Source organism: Ochrobactrum sp. XJ1, from assembly GCF_024701725.1.
Taxonomy (GTDB): Bacteria; Pseudomonadota; Alphaproteobacteria; order Rhizobiales; family Rhizobiaceae; genus Brucella; species Brucella anthropi.
This window is the reverse complement of the sequence record NZ_VDGD01000008.1, coordinates 80,750-99,025: the sequence shown is the minus strand read 5'-3', so window position 1 is coordinate 99,025 and position 18,276 is coordinate 80,750. Positions and strand designations below refer to the sequence as shown.

Sequence of the window (18,276 nt, the reverse complement as noted above, 5' to 3'; positions counted from 1 at the left end):
GGGCTTCCACACGGCGACGTTTGGGGGCCTTTTTCTTTTGCTGTCTCGTTCCTCTTCCTGAACAGTTTCGACGCAAACACACTTACTATTGAACGCTGGAGCATTTCCTGTTTGTTTGAACGCACTGGAAATGCTCTATTTCTTTGTTTTACGCATGTCTTCGCCCCGAAACCGGTTCCCACTTTCGGGAGACATGCTTTACACAGTCGAACCGTGGCAACCGCCGCCGTTCGTTACGCTTACTTACTTCTCCTCGTTCTGGAACGATGCATAAAGTTCATCCAGATTACGAGAAAGCCAATCGGCAAAACGAGGCCCGTTGGCTGCACTGAGCGCCAATGTAGCCGATTTGCCATTCTGTTTGATAACTGCGCTGACCGTCTTGTCAGAAGCTGTCCAGCTGGTGCCAGGACGCAGAGCCGCCTTAGTAACAGGCTTCTTCTGCTTGCCGCCTTTTAGATAGCCGTAAAGCTGCTCAAAACGCTCGACGGACGACGCGTTTTCAAACGCTGATGTCACCAGAAGCTCTTCTGCAGCATCTTTTCTGCCCGGGATCTCGATCAGTTTACGCAGTTCCAACCAGCGGTCACGGCCAATGCCCTTGGCCGGACCGATAGCCAGAAGAATATGTTCCGGAATAGCCTTCGGAATGGTCAGCATCTTCGACAAGGTCTGGTAATCGACCGTCAATGCTGCCTGTATGGCTTCACGCTCAAAGCCAAGCGCTTCCAGACGTGCCGCAAAGAAAACACGCTCGATGAAGCTCAAATTGGCGCGCGCCGAGTTTTCCTGGCCCTGGCTCAGAATATGTTCCAGATCGGCGAGAGGCTTGATAACCGCCTTGACCTTGATGCCAAGCTCTCTGGCAACCCGCGCGCGCCGATGACCGAAAACGATCATATAGCGGTCGCTGGTCTCGGGATGTGGACGAACGAGAATAGGACTGTCCTGACCACGCTCGCGAATGGCTTCCAGAAGTTCCCGATATTCTTCGTCATCCGTTTCAGGCAGACGGTCCGCCACGAAGGAGACATCAAGATTGGCGGGATCAAGCTCGATAATGGCTTCGCCATCAAGCTTCTGGGCTGCCTGCTTTGCCAGCTCGTCAATCGAAGCGGACAGAGACTTGGCGGCACCGAACCGGCGCGATACGTTTTCGACCGACTGTGAGGCTTGTTCGGCCGCCGGTTCGTCCCGCATAACGCTTTCGAAGATGTTCTTTCTTGCCATTCTCATGTCCTCAAACCGGTCAGAGACCTGATTTTATTCAATATTCGCCGCTTTAGACGGCAGTCTAGCGCGCCCATGCCTCGTGAATGAGGCCGCGAATTTCAGCGTTTACCGCTTCCATGGCTTCCATGGCGCGATCATAGGTGCCGCGATTCATTGATGAACGCTCGACCTCGTAAAGCGTCTGCTTGGTCAGACCAGCATCCGAAATCGCGGTTGATTTCAACATCTGGTGCTTCAGCATGTGCGAGGCGAGCATGCTCTGCATAAAACCGACCATCTGCGCTTGCGGAACGTCGGTCGGCTCGTAACGGGTAATCAGATAGCGGAACCAGTCGAGTTGCACCGCACCACCTGCCTGACGAACGGTCTTCAGAATGTCGCCGAGCATCAGGAGGAATTGCGACATGGACATCAGGTCGAGCATCTGCGGGTGAACGGTAATCAGGACGGATGTTGCGGCAGATAGCGCCGTCAGCGTCAGATAGCCGAGCTGGGGAGGGCAGTCGATGACTACCACATCATAGTCACCATCCACATCGGCGAGAGCCTGCGCGATGCGGTTCCAGAAAGTCTTGCCCTCGCCGCCATTCTGCATGGCAAGCGGGGTATCATACTCATATTCCTGCAGCTCCAGCATGGCTGGAATAATATCGAGGCCGGGGAAATTCGTCCGGCGAATGACCTCACGGATAGACTTCCTTTCGGAATCGTAACGAATGGCTTCATAGAGCGACGGAAACTCATCGAGCTCCGGCTGAATGCCATGCAGAGCCGATAGCGAAGCCTGCGGGTCGAGATCGATTGCAAGTACGCGATGACCGGTCAGGGCCATGTGTTGCGCCAGATGTGCAGCCGTTGTCGTCTTGCCCGAGCCGCCCTTGAAATTGACGACGCCGATGACCTGAAGCTTCTCATTGCCGCGACGATGCGGAACGTAGCGCTTCACCTCAGCGCGACCATTCTGGTCAAGCCACTGGCGCAGCTCCTGAATCTGTTCGACACTATAGGCGCGACGGCCACCTGTCAGAATGGTCGGCTCGACACCTTTACCTTCCAGATGTAGTTTCTTGAGATTGCTGGGGGAGACACCAAGGAAGTACGCAGCCTCGGCCATCGAAAACTGGCGCAGCATATTCTTGCGCGCATCTGGCGGAAAGTTTTCGTGACGCAGCAGATTGAGCTTGCGAGAAATCTCGCGCCCTTGCGATAGTATCATGTCGTCAAACGACAAAGCTGCTGCTGGATTTGCGATATTCATTTACTTGGGATCCCTAGTGACGGCACTGGAACTAATACCGCCTAAATACCGTCATTATGTCCGATTCTTATTCTATCGCAAGAGGCGACCGAATTAACAAAGAGTTAGCGCCAAGAGTAAAACTAAACAAAATTTTATCGATTCGGCTGAAAATAGACTATCTATTTGTTTTTGTATGATAATATTGATTTTAGACGGCAGTCTATGATTCAAAGGTCTCCCCCATCTGGAAATTTCAATTGAGAAGAGTCTGTTTCCACATGGGAATGAGGCGGCTTTCCTGTTGCTGGAAGCGCCGGGCTGATTCTCTGAAGGTATAGTTTATCAAGCATCATTCCGACGCCGAAATGATAAATTGGCACTGCTTGAACCCGTCGGACGGAGTGGTTCTACTCGGTCGGATCCTAGCTCGAGAAGAGACAGGTTATACAGAACGGAAATATGGGGCGTTACCAACGCGTATGTTGTTCGGAGCGAAGCATGTCTTCTGCGCTTTTCCCGTGCTGAGGTTTGTCCTGAATGGTTTTTGACCAGGCCGATAACCGCCGTTGGAAAGTACAAGAAAGGTGACATACTCATTTTATGACGGGATGATTTCGCTAACGGCTTTATTCCGGCCCGCTTCACATGACCTCCTGCAGATGAGACGGAGCGAATACGAAACGCGCAATTGCGGAACGATAGAAGGTGCGCCGGTGGCTCCGGCGATCTAACGACGGAAGCTCGAAGAGGGGAGGGGCGGTGAATTTTTTTCTGAAAGTTAGAGGCCGGATTCGTTGCGGCTCGGTTCCAATTTTGATGTCGAGCTCGTTTTTCGGCTTCCGATCACTGGTTTCAATGACCACGGCCTTTCTCCCACGATGGTGCAAACCAGCGCCTCCCATCTTTCAGTCTGTGGGGGCTTTTCATCTCTGGGGGATAGATTTCTTAACCAAATCGGGTTAGCATCGGAATCGTCAAGGAGATTGCTCCTGCGCTGTCAGATCAACGCATCGCGACGCGCCACATACCCTTCCCAGAACAGCGAAAACCATTGTCAGCCAGACGAAATCTAAGGCGGATTTAGCTTTAGTATTTTCCATAACCGCTAATTTTTTCAATATATTACCTATGCGACTCGACATCATAGAAAGTGGCCGACAGGATTGATTGGTTATGCGTGTTCGGTAAGACGATGCTCGCAGGAGTGCTATGCAAGAGAAGAAGCTGGCGGAACGGCTTCATTGCGTATGGCCATTGCTATCTCTGGCTGCGAAGAGATCCGTTATGCCAAGCTCATGCTTTCAAGCTGCATAGGCTGTCCGTTCGTCAGCCCTGCTCTCTTTGCCTGGGCCGACAAGTGTTGAGCGTAGGAAAAATTGTAGGGAGCGCTTGTCAGCAATGGTGCGCCGAACTTCGCCACGTCCTTCGGTACCAATCCAAATCGCGCCTTGAATGCCTTCGTAAATTGTGTGCCGTCATTAAAACCGCATTGATAGGCTATTCTTTTCAGCGAGGCCGACGGTCCTGTCTGCCTCACCAGCGTTTGGTATGCGCTGTCGAGCCGCTTATCGCGAATGACCTTGGCGACGCCTCCATCGGGTTCAAAGGCGCGATAGAGGTGTGAGCGCGAAACGCGAAAGTTTCGCATGATGGATTGGGGGCTGAGCGAGGGATTGTTCAGGTGTTCATTGATGTGAGCGAGGATGCATTTACGCATCGTGAGGTTCACGGCTGCATTTTCGATGGCGTCGCCCTTGATGCTGGCATTCAGCAGAGAAAGCATCGCTTCTTGCGCCGAATAGACCTCTGACGCACTCAATTTGCTGGCTACGTCGTGCAGTCCTCGTAAATAAGCAAACAGGAGACGCGTCATTGGTTCATGGGCACGCAGAACGACGCCGTGCAGATTTCGCCACCCAACCACCTTTTCCAGCTCGTCGCGCGCAAGCATCACGGTGATGCGACTTCCTTCATATGCCGTGCTTTGAACTGTTTGTGTGAAATCTATGATGACGATATCGCCAGGCTTGGCCCAGACGTCGACGCCGTTGAAATCGCCGCGTAAATCCCCAGCGGTTATGAGCTGGAGAATATATTGGTCGAGACCTCCATGCGCGATGATCTTAGGCGTGCGTAGATAGTTTTGGGTATTGAAACGGGTCGAGCCGATTTGAAGGGAAGAGCTGATCGCACTGCCCCTTGCGAAGCCAAAAAGCTGATAATTTCGTATTTCTCTATCCAATGTGATTTCATACATTGGCTTCAGAACTTCACGCCAAAAATCGTTACGTAATTGATCTTCGATCATATCTGTCGAAAAAGAGATCTGATTCATTATGGCTTGCCGACATGCCCAATCCGAGAAACAGTGGCTATCATAGCCCTGTTTATAGGGAGTTTGGAAGATCGATTATTGGTTCACTGCAAACAGATTGCTCGGGATCGCGTCGTCGTCATTTTGGCGTTTCAGGAGCTGCAATTTTTGATGTTCTGAGGCTGCCAATTTGATCAGTTCTTCGTTCTTTCCTGAAGACATAGCCAGCACCGGAGCGGACATGCCGGTGCCAAACGTGTTCTTAGGCAGGCGGTCGGCTGCTTTTGCATAAGCCATGACACGTTCGGTGAGGCAAAAAATGGGGCCGCTGAGATGCAAACTGATATTGGTGCAGCTAATTTTCAGTATATAATAAACTAGAAAATTATTGCTCTATTCAAGATAGATGTACTTGTTCAATATAAGTCAAATAAAAAGAGGAGGAATTAATAAAGATAGAACGAGTATATAATCTTTTATATATATAAATTTATTTATAAATCATTTTAAGCTAATTGATGATCATCAATCTATGATAGTATAATTGCAGAATTATTTAATGCCATTGTAATGATGGAATTTTTAAAAGGGAGATTGCAATGAATAAATTTGCATTGATGCCATTGGTTATTGCTTCCATCCTTTGGGGAGCTGGCGGAGCTTTCGCGGTAGAAATGAGTAATCAGAGCGTTCAAGCGATGAGCATGTCGCCCCGTAATCATTCGCTTACGCAGATTGCCGATGGTAGCAATCAACAAGAGTGCCGGCAAAAGGCGCGAACCATTTGCTATCCGTTGAGAGAGGTGCCCCACGAATATAATAACTGCATCAAGCGTGAAGTGGCAAAATGCATGGGTGACTTCTTCAGATTCTGATCTGACACGTGTTTTTGGATGAGTGAAGGCCTGGCACCGGAACCTCGGTGTCAGGTTTTGCCGAGTCGTACCCAATTTATGAGGCGGCAGGTGACGCAGTTTAGCTCCCGCCGCCTCGATTGCTTCTATGATGCCTGCAATCCTGTGAGCAGGCAGACTATCCAAACAAGCAGAAATCTTTTCGACCCGCGTTTCGCATCGGTCGGATCATGCTTTAATTCTTCGAAGCGGTGGTTAGCGGAACGACGATCTCTTTCCAGAATTTGTCTTCATCGATGTAGTTCTGAATGGCGGCTTTCTGAGTGCCGACCGGTCCCGGTTTTGCCTCCGCATTGCCTCCTATATCATTGTTGGTGAAAGCAAGGCTTCGGCCATAGTCGAGACCCATCTCGGTGTTCACGTCGACATAGACGCCGGTGGCAGGTACAGCTGCGCCATCCTTGGGGCGAGGGGCGTTGTTCCAGGCTAGGACAATCGACGGGTCGATGACATAGGCGGCCGCAAACAGGTCCCAGACGTTATCGGGTCCGAATGTGGTTCCGCCTTGCGCCTTGATCTGTTCTTCGCGTGCAAGCCAGAGTTTCTGAATGCCGGGAGGGCTGTTGTCGACCATTTTCCGATAGAGGTCCTCCGGCATTCCTCCCGTATGTTCATTGGCTTCCAGACCGGAGATCACCTGATTGCCATATGCCTTGAAGGATTCGGAATTCGGATCGCCCCATTTCGACCTGACACTGATCTTGGCGGCTTCAGGGTCTGCCCACCAGTTGAACTCTGCCGATGCCGACGAATTCCCCGGAACGTAGAAGGCGCCGCCCATATAGACGATTTCAGCGACCTTCGATGGAAAGCTCGGATCCTTCAGGATGGCGCGTGCAATATTGGTGAGTGGACCAATTGCCACCAGCTTGACCTGGCCGGGATACTTGTTGACGGTGTCGACGAGAAAATCCACAGCGTCTCTGTTGCCATCCGAGTCCGGATTATCCAGGCCATACACCCGTTTATAGGATGGGGCCTCGCCATATCTATGCTTGTAGACGTCGGACCATTTTGCCGTCGGATCGGCATCGATCTCATTGCCCGCATCCGGCCGCAGATAACCGCCCCAACCGGTGATCGGGCTGATTTGCAGTTCGGCTGCCAGCACCTCCGGAGTGGCTTTGTTTCCTCGCCAGTTGCGAATGCCGTAACGGCTGCCTTCGTAGATTGGCACCTCAGAGCCGAGCGCCTCCAGTTGTCGCGCGCCCGCGGCGACACCGGCTGGCATGGGCGTGTTTCCTGAAACGACGGTTACGCCCAGCAGGTCGATGTTGGGAGCGCGCTCCAGCAGAAGCATGGCGGTGCCATCATCGAATAGCTCTACCATATCCGCGTCTAAAATGACTTTCGTGCGCGTTTCTTGAGAAAATGCAACGCCAGATACTGCCAGCGAACAAGTCAAAGTCCAGGCAAAGATAGACGGCCTGATATCCATTCTGTCCTCCCTTTGTGTTGATCGGTTCTCACAGATCGAAACAGGATGAATAAAATATTACACAGTTTTTTTGTCAACATGAGGCGGTGATGTATAGTGAAACATTATAGAACAAATCAGCAGTCTAAATTATGGAGTTACAGTTAGAGTTTGGTCTGCGTCTATTAGAATGCCGAAGCGCCTACATATTCTGTTGCAATTATTTTTCCAGTGAAGGTTGCTACGGAGTTTCGTTTTTTTGAAGTCGAGCGTCTCGGGCGTTCGTTGCATACTGACGTCAGCTCCGGCGAGGCGAAAAATACTCTAACGAAATAGTCCAATGATTTCTGTCGTTTATGAAGTGGCTGGATATTGATAGATGCTATCCCGAGAGACCAAGAGGCTGTTTGGGACAATTTTCACGTCAGTAAATTCAATGACTTACGTTTGGAAAATCCGAACGGGTTCAATTGAGACAGCTATACGTATCATTTCACCCTCTGCTGGAACCGACCCCAATTAGCGAACGGAAGTCGTCCTTGGCTGCCGGGCGCTCGATCGTATGCTGAGCTGTGTACGTCCCAATTCCGTTCGCACCCATGCACCACGTCTCATTTCTCCTTTTCGCAGGCATATTTTCCATTGCCTGAGCAATATATGCACAGCGAGGTTCCGCAGGCTGCTATGCAATCTTGCCAAGTCTTGTATCGACAGACTAGTGGCTTAGCGGCTTTCAGCTGCGCTGACGTTGCCACATGGACGATTGTCTCTGCTGGATCAGTCGATGGTAATGTGGACGTGCTTTGTAATGCTGTGTTTGAACCCGCATAAGCAATTGTGGCATTCATTAACGCCAATCCAGCAACAACGAATAGTGAGTACGGTTTCATGATAGTCACCTTACTGTTTCTGAAGAGCCTCCCGTTCTCATATTATGCGCCCGCTGTCTTGCGAACACACACCCAAGTCTGCGGTAGTGTGTCGTATGATGAAAAGATATATCTGGCCAACGTGGGGCAAAGCCGAGTATCTCTTTGCGTTGGCCAAACTGGGCATGGCTAAGGCCGGCGGTTCTTGATCCGCTCGCATTTTCTAAACGTGAGCCATTGAATTTGCGGGCGTGAAAATTATCTCAAACAGCCTCTTGTTCTCTCGGGATGGCATCTATCAATATCCAATCAATCATAGATGTCGAAAATCATTGGACTATTTCGTTAAAGTTTTTTTCCGCCCCAGCCGAAACCGACCCAATAATCCGATCTGATTCAATCAAATTGAATGACACCCCGATTGTTTGCCAGGCACAAGACATTCTCCGATATAAAAACGTTTTTATTTTTCTTGAAAACGTTTTTATATGTTGTTACCGTTTTGGTATGACGATTGTGGGAGCTTGAAATGTCGAGGTCGATTGACCGAATAAAAACGCGTGTGCGACCGACGATCAAAACGCTCGCGGAACACACGGGCTATTCGATTGCGACGATTTCGAAGGCATTGCACGGTTCGCCGGTCGTGACGGAAGAGACGCGCAAGATTATTCTCTCCGCTGCAGACGAGCTTGGCTATCAGGCCAATGCCCGCGGCATGGCGTTGCGTACCGGCAAGACCTATCAAGCCGCCGTATTGATGCCGATGAATTCGGTGGCGGGGTATGAATGGGACGGTGTCGAATATACGCAGATTCTTAGCGGTCTCAGCCAGATTCTAGACGATAGCGATTATCAGCTTTCCGTCTATGGCTATCGCAGTTTTGACGATGCCTGTGCCATCACGCGCCGCATCGTCGATCAAAGCCTCGCCGATGGTCTGATCTTTTCAGGCGTTCTGGCCGACGATGCGCGCATCGACATGCTGGTCGAGGCTGACTTTCCTTTCGTGTCCCTGGGGAGATGCCGCAAATCGCTCGTTTACGCCCATGTCGACGTGGACAATGAATGGGCCGCACATGCCGCAACTGCACGACTGATCGCTGGCGGGCACCGGCGCATCGGTCTGGTGAATGCGGATGCGCGTTTTTCCTATGCTCTCGACAGGATCGATGGTTTTACGCGTGCCTTCACGGAGGCAGGTGCTGCGCCATGTACCGATCTGGTTATCGGCGGCGACTTGTCCACACGCTTCGGACGCGATTCTGCGCTGGCTCTCCGGGAAGAGTGTGATCCACCGACGGCGCTGGTCTGTGTCAATGAATCGACAACGCTCGGTGTGTTGTCCGCATTGCGGTCGCTGGGGCTGGAAGTCGGGCAGGACATCGACGTCATCGCCTATGACGACATCAATGTCAGCGCCTATTTCACTCCGCCGGTCACGACCCTCTATCAGCCGATCGAAGTGTTGGGGCAACGGCTGGGGGAATTTCTGTTGCGGCGTATGGGAGGGGAAGACCCTGTGCAATTGAGGGAGGTTTTTCGTCCGGAGCTCGTCGCGCGCCAGCCCGACGATCTGGGCGGGAAGCTTAATTCCTAGAGCGGTTTGGCCTTCTCACGGGGTGGCGGGAACCGCTCCGGCGAACAGCTTTCAATGCTGTTTCAGAGGCGCAACCGCTTCGTGCATTCGTCGAAAGTGTTCTAATGGGAGGAGTACACATGAAAAAGACAATCCTGACTTTGGCGCTCGCGCTGATGTCCTCTGTCGCCGCACATGCGGCCGATCTTGAGGGAAAAATGCTCAAGGTCGGTTCCGACACGACCTCGCCGCCGATGGAAAGCGTCGATCCGGCTACGGGGCAGATCGTCGGTTTCGATGTCGACGTGGTGAATGCAATCTGCGCCAAGATCAACTGCAAGGCGGAATTCGTGACCACGGGCTGGGATGGCATTTTCGCGGCTCTGGAGCAGGGCAATTTCGATCTCGTTGCATCCGGAGTTTCGATTACCGATGAACGCAAGAAGGCGATGGATTTCTCCGAGCCTTACATCATCAACAGCCAGGCCGTTTTGATGCGTGCCGAAGATGATGGGCTGACACTTGATGACTTCAAGTCGAAAGGCAAAAAGCTGTCGGCGCAGGCGAATACGACTGACGCTCAGGTAGCCGAGGGTATTGTCGGCAAGGATAATGTCGTTGCCTATGACAGCTTCAGCGCCTCCGTCATAGCGCTCAAGAACAAGGACGTCGACGGCGTGGTGATCAACGGCGCCAATGCACCCGCCTATGAAAAGGAATTCGCAGGCGAGCTCGTCGTTCCAATTCGCGACCTGCAATCCGATCCGCTGGGGCTGGTCTTCCGCAAGGGCGATGAAACCGCTGCCGCCTTCAATGAAGGGATCAAGGCCATCAAGGAAGACGGCACGCTCGATGCTCTCATCAGCAAATATTGGGGCGCAAAATAGTCCGGAACATTTCTGGCGGTGAACCTGCGAAAGTAAAGCACATGCTGCCGAGATGATGCGCAAAACCAAGAAAGTGAACCTATCCCGAAGAACGCATGGCGGTTTTCGGGATAGCCAAAACAGATAGAGCAGTTCCAACGACTCCAACTCCGTTGGCCTTGGCCCACACGCAACGCCTCTGGAACATCGCATCCAGAGGGTCGGGAGACGGTTCAAATGTATTTTTTGATGCGCTTGCGTCCGAGCAACATGATCGTGCTCGCCGCACTGCCATTTGTCGTCTATCTCTTTGCCAGTTCAAACGACTACCAGCGTTCGCTTCTGGCTATCCTGGGCGTCGAGCCGGGATCATCAGCTTTCGTGCCGGGTTTTGTGCTGCTTTGCGCAGCCTTTGCCTCCGGTCTTGCCACGATGTTGTTCATGTGCAGGAACAATACGCGCTGGGGGATTCCTTGCGCGGTGCTCAATCTCCTGTCGGCTGCCGCGCTCGTGGCAACACCTGTTGTGTATCCCTATCTGCACTCGGTTGTGGCCAATGGGGTCGATCCGTTCACGTCCGATCTCGTGGTGAAAGGCGTCACACCGCGGCGACTTACCGAGGCCGCGGCACTAGCGACGGATCGGTACGGGTTCATCATCCTGTTGAGCTATCTCGGTGCGACCGTTCTGGGTCTGCTCCTGAGCCTGACGGGGCGATCCGGGAACGGATTGTCGGGATCGCGCAAGGCGGGTTTCATCCTGCTGGCAACGATCAACGGGCTTGGATTATTTCTTGTCCTCTTTGCAGCGCATGTGGCATTCGCCGCCGGGGTTGCAACGACCATTCGGGCTGCCATTTCGGCTTATATCATTGCCGCGCTTCTGGCCCTACTTTGGGTTGGCCTGCAAAAGCTTCAATATAGCAGCCGGGGAGACTTTATCTTCATCGGCCTGACGTTGCTGATGGCCTGCATGGCTGCCTGGTTTCTGTTTCAGCCGCGCCAGGCCTATACGCTCGCCGGCACCCTCGATGGCAAGATCGGCGTGGTAACCGGCACGCCATCGAGCATGATCGGTACGGTGCGATACGGCCAGTTTCCCGATGGTCCCGAAAACGAAGTGCCATTGCGCACATTTCGCGGTCCGCCTGAAGCGCTCGCCGCCCTTGGCAAGAAGGCGGATGTCAGCGCGGTTCTGCTTCCGGCGGCTTCAGTCCCGGCGAACGTGCCTGTCCTGTGGCAGACGGAAGCGTTGAACGACCGCGACAAGTCGGCGGGCATTGCCTTCGTCGTTCTGGCCATTGCGCTCGGATTGCTGACGGCTTGCGGTCATATCCATCGCCGTCATCCTCTCTCCATCGGCTCAGAATTCATCGTGGATACGATCCGGGGCATTCCCATGCTCGTCATCGTACTCTATGTCGGCCTGCCCTTGAGTGGCGCACTGAAGGACGCCACGCAGGGCGTGATCGATCCGCCGAATATGGCTCGCGGTGTGGCGGCGATGGCGCTGGCCTACTCGGCCTATCTGGCGGAAATTTTCCGCTCTGGCATCAACGCCATTCCGCGGGGACAAATCGAGGCGGCGCGCAGCCTTGGTCTCAACGGCTGGCAGACTGCCCGTCTGGTGATCCTGCCGCAGGCTTTCCGTATCATCATTCCGCCGCTCGGCAACGAGCTGATCGCTATTCTCAAGGACACGTCGCTTCTGTCGATCCTGTCCATTCGGGATATCACGCAGCGCATGCGCGAGTTCCAGTCAGCAAGCTTCCTGCCGTTCGCGCCGTATAATTCGGCTGCGATCTTCTACATCCTCCTCACGCTGGCTGCGGCCAGTCTCGTCAGCACAATCGAGAGAAAATATGATGCCAACAAACATCGTTAAAGCCCGCCAAGACCTGCAGCAGCGCGCCTCCGGACTGGTCTTTCCGAATGACTTTGCCTTTGGTGCCGCGACCTCGGCCTATCAGATCGAAGGCGCCCCTTATGAAGACGGCAAGAGCGAGAGCATCTGGGACCGGTTCTGCAAAAAGCCGGGCGCCATCATCGACCAGTCCAGCGGTGACGTTGCTTGCGATCACTACCATCGCTGGCGCGAGGATATTGCGGTGCTGAAAGCGATGGACCTCAAAGCCTATCGCTTTTCCCTCGCCTGGACCCGGATTTTGCCGGGGGGGTACGGTGCGGTCAATTCCAAGGGAATAGGCTTTTACGACCGCCTCATAGACGATCTGCTGGAGGCGGGCATCGAACCCTATGCGACGCTCTATCATTGGGATCTGCCGCAGGTCTTGCAGGACAAGGGCGGCTGGTATGTTCGGGAGACTGCGGATGCGCTGGCCGAATATGCCTCGGTTGCCGTTCGCAGTTTCGGTGATCGTGTCAAGAAGTGGACGACGCTCAATGAACCATGGACCTTCTGCTGGTCAGGCCATGCCAGCGCCGAAGATGCGCCGGGCTTGGCTGACGGCGTAAAGGGCGGGGTCACGTCAAGCCATCATGCACTGCTTGGCCACGGCAAGGCTGTTCAGGCCATTCGTGCAGAACGCGCGGATGTCTCCGTTGGCATTGTGTTCGATCTCAACGTGGCGGAACCGGCCAGCGACGATCCGCGCGACGTTGCGGCAGCGAAACGTTTCGATGGTGCACAGAACCGCTGGTTCCTAGATGCCGTTTTCAAGGGCGCCTATCCGCAGGACATGTTGGAGCTTTACGGCGATCTCCTGCCGCCCATCCATCCGGAAGACAACAAGACGATTGCGGAGCCGCTCGATTATCTGGGCGTTAACATCTATCGCCGGTCTGTGATCGCGGCAGGTGACGAACTGCCGCCGCTCAACTATCGTCGCGTACAGCCGGAAGGCACCTATTCCGCAGTTGGTTATGAAGTCTGGCCGCGCTGCATCTATGACATTCTTCATTATGTAAATGACGGCTATGCGCCAAAGGAAATCTATATTTCCGAAAGCGGCGTGGCAACGCGGCCGGAAGATGTGGGGCCGGACGGGCATGTCTGGGACGATCTGCGAGCGAAATATTATGTCGATCATCTGGAGCAGGTGGCCAAAGCCATTGATGAGGGCGTGCCGGTGAGGGGTTACTTCGCCTGGACACTGACAGACAATTTTGAATGGGCCTTTGGTTACACGACACCGTTCGGCATTACTCATATCGATTTCAAAACCCAGGAGCGTCGCGTCAAATATTCCGGCGAGGTCTACGCCCTCATTGCACGGCAGGACGGAAATATTGAAACGAGGAGCGCGGCGATTGGCTGACAACGGGCACAGGACCGTCCTCATTACCGGAGCCACGCGCGGTCTTGGCCGCGAACTGGCACGGCAATATGCCAAGGATGGCTGGCGTGTGGTCGCCTGCGGTCGCCGCCCGCCTGAGACGCCATGCGCCGCCGGTATCGAGTTTCAGACGCTCGATACGGCTGACCCGGTTTCGGTGGCAGCGCTTGGTGATCGTCTGGCCATGCGTTCTCTGGACCTTGTCATCAACAATGCGGCTGTTCGCAGTCGCATTGTTGGCCTTGCGCCGCTCGATCCGGATGATTTCATGGCAGTCGTCAGGACAAATATGCTCGGCCCTGTTCTGGTAGCGCGCGCATTGCGGAACTGCCTGGCGCGTGGCACGGAGCCGATGATTGCCAATATCAGCAGCCGGGCCGGCTCGATCTCAGAGGGTCTGCTGGACGATGACGACGACGACTATGCCTATCGGTGCTCCAAAGCCGGATTGAACATGGCGACCGCCCAACTGGCCTTGGATCTTCGGGCCGAAGGCATAAAGGTGATTGCACTTCACCCCGGCTGGGTAAAGACGGATATGGGCGGTGAAGGAGCAGTCGTGAATGCGGAGAACAGCGCGTGTGGATTGAAAGCGGTAATCGCCGGTTCTCCCAAAACCGGGGCCTTCCTGTCCTATAATGGCGACGAAATCCGTTGGTAAGCTGAAAGATCAGGACACTACGCCCGGCCATCGTCTTCGAAAAGAAGTTGGCGATGGCCACTACAATTCTCCGAGGTTGGTTTCTCAGCTCCTTTAAAAGGAGTTTGAGCCGGGCATTTTCGGCTTCCAACGCTTCCGGTTCTTCAATTTTGTAACGAGACGTTTGCCAGTAGTCGCATCGTCGGGCGACCTTCCTGCTCGCGCCGGAATGGATTGAATAGATGCTGTTTGTCTAAGACAGGCGGCACGACGGCCTCAGCGACGATAACCGATCACAGCTGCTTGAGCGGAACGCAAGGAACGTGTTGGTAGAACTTGTCTCCAGTGAGAATATACCGATTCAATCGCAATATTTATGATTATATCGATTCCATTTCAATTTATTTATTCAATATAATTGATATAATTATTAGTAATTTAAGTTTTATAATAGAATTGTTTTTTATTGGAATGGCGGATTTAATTCATATACATTGATAGAAAATCAATTATTTTCTCTGGAAATATTATGAGCAAATTATATACTTTCTTCTTAAATAGTACATCATATTTGGCTCTGACCATTTCCGTTGTGTTTCCACTGACGGTTACGCCTCTCATTGGCGGTGTCAGTATCGCTCACGCCGACGATCTGCCGGGGAATGCCGGAGGGGCGGGAACGACAAATTTTGCGGACGATACATCGAATGTCATAACGGCCACTGGTGGTCGAGGCAACGGCTATGGAGGCGGGGGAGCTGGCGGTAGTATAGGCGCCACCAATACTCTGGGCGGGGATCCATCAATGGATGGCGTTGGTGGAGACGGTGCCTTCGCTATTATTAACGATCAGATTTATGCGGGTGGCGCAGGAGGGAGTGTCGGCCAGACGGCTCTTGGAATGGATACTGTATATATAATTGGCGGGGCCGGCAGTCAGGGTATTGATAGTCAGGCTTCGGGCGGCGGTGGTGGTGGCGCTGGTCTGTTTCTCTCGGGTAGTGGCTCCTTCTCGCTTGCAGCCAATTCGACGATTGCGGGAGGAACCGGAGGCAATGGTGGCGCCGGTATTTATGGCACTGCTAACGGAGCAGGTGGTGGTGGCGGCGCCGGTGTACTATTGCGTGGCGCAACCCTGATGACATCAAATGCGACAACGGTTGTCGGAGGCGATGGCGGCAATGGAGGAAGCGTTAAAGGCTCGGTGAAGGCTGGCGGTGGCGCTGGGGGAGACGGTATCGTCGTTCAAGGCGGGGTGCTTATCAATCAGGGCTCTGTAAAAGGAGGCGATGGTGGTGCCGTTTCATATAGCTACAGCGATTATTGGCCCGGTTCCTCTGGTGGTAGCGGCGGTAGTGGCGTCTATGTCAGTCAAGGTAGGCTTGTAAACCGCGGACAGATCAACGGTGGTGTGGGTGGCCCCGCTTCTCAACACAGCACAGTTGGAGTTTCGGGTTCCGGTGTCCGGGTCGGATCGAACTCACATATTGTCAATGAAGGCACAATTTCCGCAGGCGGGGCCGACGCCAATGCAGTCGATGTTCTCGGTAGCAATAACACATTTGAGATCCATGATGGCTCGTCCATCACAGGAAACGTTGTGGTGGCAGGTGGCACACAGGGAAATACCTTTGTGCTTGGCGGTTCAGATGACGGCAGTTTCGACGTATCTTTGATTGGTACGCAGTATCAAGGATTTCAATCCAATCGCAAAGACGGTTCCGGTACCTGGACACTGACCGGAACAGGCAATTTTACTCAAGGTTTTACCATTGCCGATGGTGTGCTTTCCGTTTCTTCGGATGCGAGCCTTGGTGCTGCTGCTGGCGGTCTGACACTTGATGGCGGCACGCTGCAGGTGACAGGTACGAGCTTCACCTCCACCACCCGGTCGCTGAATTTGGGTGAGCATGGCGGCGGGCTTGATATCGCGGATGCTGGCAACACGTTCACCGTTACGCAACAGTTGTCGGGCAATGGGTATCTTCGCAAGCAAGGCGATGGCACTTTGGTGTTGTCCGGCAATAACAATTTTACCGGTGGCCTGACCATTGAGAAAGGGACTGTTCAAGCTGGAACTGCCGATCATGCTTTCGGTTCAGGTCTGTTGACCGTCAATGAAGGTGCGAAGGTCGATCTCGCGAATTTCAATACGACGACAGGTGGTCTTGCCGGTGCGGGCGATGTCGCTATGGGCGGCGGCAATCTCACCCTTGACCAGAGTTTCGATACGCTGTTCTCCGGTGTGGTCGATGGCTCCGGCGCTTTGACCAAAACTGGTTCCGGCACACTCACATTGGCTGGCGTCAATAGTTACACAGGCCAGACGGTGGTTTCCGGCGGCACTTTGAAACAGGGCGCACAAGGCGCTTTCAACGCATCATCTTCGGGCTATGAAGTTGCCAGCAACGGCACACTTGATCTTGGTGGTTACTCCACTTCGCTTGCCAGCCTTGGCAACACCGGGAACGTCAATTTCGGCGGAACAGGCGGAACCGTGCTCAACATTGCTGGCAATTACACCGGCAATGGCGGCATGATGACCGTCAATACGGTTCTGGGTGGCGATGATTCCAAAACCGACATGCTGAAGGTCGATGGTGATACATCGGGGTCGACAAAGCTATATGTGAACAATGCAGGTGGTTCCGGCGCACAGACTGTCAACGGCATCAAGGTCGTCGATGTGTCAGGCTCATCGAATGGCTCTTTCTCGCTGGCAAACAGCTACAAGACCAAGGATGGTCAGCAGGCAGTTGTCGGCGGCGCTTATGCCTACACATTGCAGCAGGGCAGCAAGAGGACGCCAGCGGACGGTGACTGGTATCTCGTCAGCCATGTCGAAGGACCCAATTCCGGCTCCAACCCGAGACCCCGTTACAGCGCTGGTGTTCCTGTTTACGAGGGCTACGTTCAAAACATGCTGGCTCTCAACAAATTGCCCACCCTCCAGCAGCGTGTCGGCAGTCGTTACTGGACTGGTGAGAACGGCAATGGTTCAGACAACGGCGCAACGGTGAATGAATATGGTGTCTGGGCACGCGTCGAAGGCGGGCACAATCGTCTTGAGCCAGACACGTCAACGTCGCAGATGAAGCAGGATATCAATACTGTCATCATGCAGGCCGGTGTCGATGGCCAGTTCTATGAGGGCGAGAATGGCAAGCTGATTGGCGGCATCACCGGACAATACGGCCATGCCCGCGGCGATGTCTCTTCCTTCCATGGCGATGGTGATATCAGCACGGATGCATGGAGCCTTGGAGCGACCGCGACCTGGTACGGCAATAACGGCTTCTATGTTGACGGTCAGGGTCAGGTGACGTGGTTCGACAACGACCTCAACTCCTGGACCGCCAATACCGGCCTTGCCGATGGACGCAAGGCGACTGGCTATGCACTGAGCATCGAAGCCGGGCAGCGTATCCCGATGCAGGGCAGCTGGGCACTCACGCCGCAAGCACAGCTGATGTGGTCATCCATTGATGCAGATGAATTCAGCGATACATGGGGCAGTCGCGTCAGTTTGCATGATGGTGACAGTCTTTTGGGACGCCTGGGCCTCGCAGCGGATTATCGCTCGGACTGGAAAGGCAATGATGAACTGATGGTCAATACCAGCGTCTATGGCATTGCCAATGTCTATCAGGCATTCCTTGGCGGGACGACGGTCAACGTGTCCGGCATCGACTTCGAAACCGACAATGACCGGACCTGGGCTGGGATCGGCGCTGGCGGCACCTATGCCTGGGCAGACAACAAGTATGCTGTCTACGGCGACGGCTCTATCAACACTTCCCTCAATCACTTCGCCAACAGCTATGCCGTCAAGGGGAGTGTTGGCTTCAAGGTGAAGTGGTAGGTGCTGGCTTCGACGATAACCTTCGCAGCATGAGACTCCCTATCTCC

At 53.7% G+C, this 18,276-nt stretch carries 12 protein-coding genes; 7 read left to right on the top strand and 5 right to left on the bottom strand.

The genetic code is table 11. From position 1 onward, the window contains the following. Positions 1–243: 243 nt before the first annotated feature. The 4 genes from repB to FG152_RS15655 form a co-directional block, all read right to left on the bottom strand. Positions 244–1,230, bottom strand: coding sequence for a plasmid partitioning protein RepB (gene repB / locus FG152_RS15670; protein ID WP_010660538.1), 987 nt, complete (start codon positions 1,228–1,230; stop codon positions 244–246). A gap of 64 nt (positions 1,231–1,294) precedes the next feature. Then, positions 1,295–2,491: a plasmid partitioning protein RepA gene (repA, locus tag FG152_RS15665; protein ID WP_010660537.1), complete on the bottom strand. Its 1,197-nt coding sequence runs from the start codon at positions 2,489–2,491 to the stop codon at positions 1,295–1,297. Between the two features lie 1,264 nt (positions 2,492–3,755). Continuing rightward, positions 3,756–4,811, bottom strand: a complete 1,056-nt coding sequence (locus FG152_RS15660) for a helix-turn-helix domain-containing protein (RefSeq protein WP_459560325.1) — start codon at positions 4,809–4,811, stop codon at positions 3,756–3,758. A gap of 72 nt (positions 4,812–4,883) precedes the next feature. After that, positions 4,884–5,084 (bottom strand): hypothetical protein, encoded by a 201-nt coding sequence (locus FG152_RS15655; protein WP_146113249.1) that lies wholly within the window; start codon positions 5,082–5,084, stop codon positions 4,884–4,886. A 302-nt stretch (positions 5,085–5,386) separates the two neighbouring features. On the opposite strand from FG152_RS15655, the gene FG152_RS15650 reads away from it, so the two are divergent. Beyond that, positions 5,387–5,662 carry a hypothetical protein gene (locus tag FG152_RS15650; protein ID WP_010660533.1) on the top strand — a complete coding sequence of 92 codons (276 nt, stop codon included), beginning with the start codon at positions 5,387–5,389 and terminating at the stop codon, positions 5,660–5,662. A 214-nt stretch (positions 5,663–5,876) separates the two neighbouring features. Here the strand turns inward: FG152_RS15650 and FG152_RS15645 are convergent, their stop codons facing one another. Further along, a complete protein-coding gene (locus FG152_RS15645; protein ID WP_010660532.1) occupies positions 5,877–7,139 on the bottom strand; it encodes a nucleoside hydrolase in 1,263 nt (420 codons plus the stop codon). A 1,377-nt stretch (positions 7,140–8,516) separates the two neighbouring features. Between FG152_RS15645 and FG152_RS15640 the strand changes: the two genes are divergently transcribed. From FG152_RS15640 to FG152_RS15615, 6 genes are all read left to right on the top strand, one after another. Continuing rightward, positions 8,517–9,587 (top strand): LacI family DNA-binding transcriptional regulator, encoded by a 1,071-nt coding sequence (locus FG152_RS15640; protein ID WP_010660529.1) that lies wholly within the window; start codon positions 8,517–8,519, stop codon positions 9,585–9,587. A 119-nt stretch (positions 9,588–9,706) separates the two neighbouring features. Then, complete coding sequence (locus tag FG152_RS15635) at positions 9,707–10,453, top strand: transporter substrate-binding domain-containing protein (protein ID WP_010660528.1); 747 nt, start codon at positions 9,707–9,709, stop codon at positions 10,451–10,453. Positions 10,454–10,669: 216 nt separating this feature from the next. Then, positions 10,670–12,316, top strand: a complete 1,647-nt coding sequence (locus tag FG152_RS15630) for an amino acid ABC transporter permease (protein WP_010660527.1) — start codon at positions 10,670–10,672, stop codon at positions 12,314–12,316. Then, the gene (locus FG152_RS15625) at positions 12,294–13,709 is read left to right on the top strand and encodes a GH1 family beta-glucosidase (protein ID WP_235691806.1); all 1,416 of its coding nucleotides are present in this window, start codon (positions 12,294–12,296) and stop codon (positions 13,707–13,709) included. The genes FG152_RS15630 and FG152_RS15625 overlap by 23 nt, the downstream gene beginning before the upstream one ends. Further along, on the top strand, positions 13,702–14,388 hold the full coding sequence (locus tag FG152_RS15620) for an SDR family oxidoreductase (RefSeq protein WP_010660525.1): 687 nt from the start codon (positions 13,702–13,704) through the stop codon (positions 14,386–14,388). The genes FG152_RS15625 and FG152_RS15620 overlap by 8 nt, the downstream gene beginning before the upstream one ends. 508 nt (positions 14,389–14,896) lie before the next feature. Next, positions 14,897–18,229, top strand: a complete 3,333-nt coding sequence (locus FG152_RS15615) for an autotransporter family protein (protein ID WP_036563834.1) — start codon at positions 14,897–14,899, stop codon at positions 18,227–18,229. The last annotated feature ends 47 nt before the right edge of the window (positions 18,230–18,276 follow it).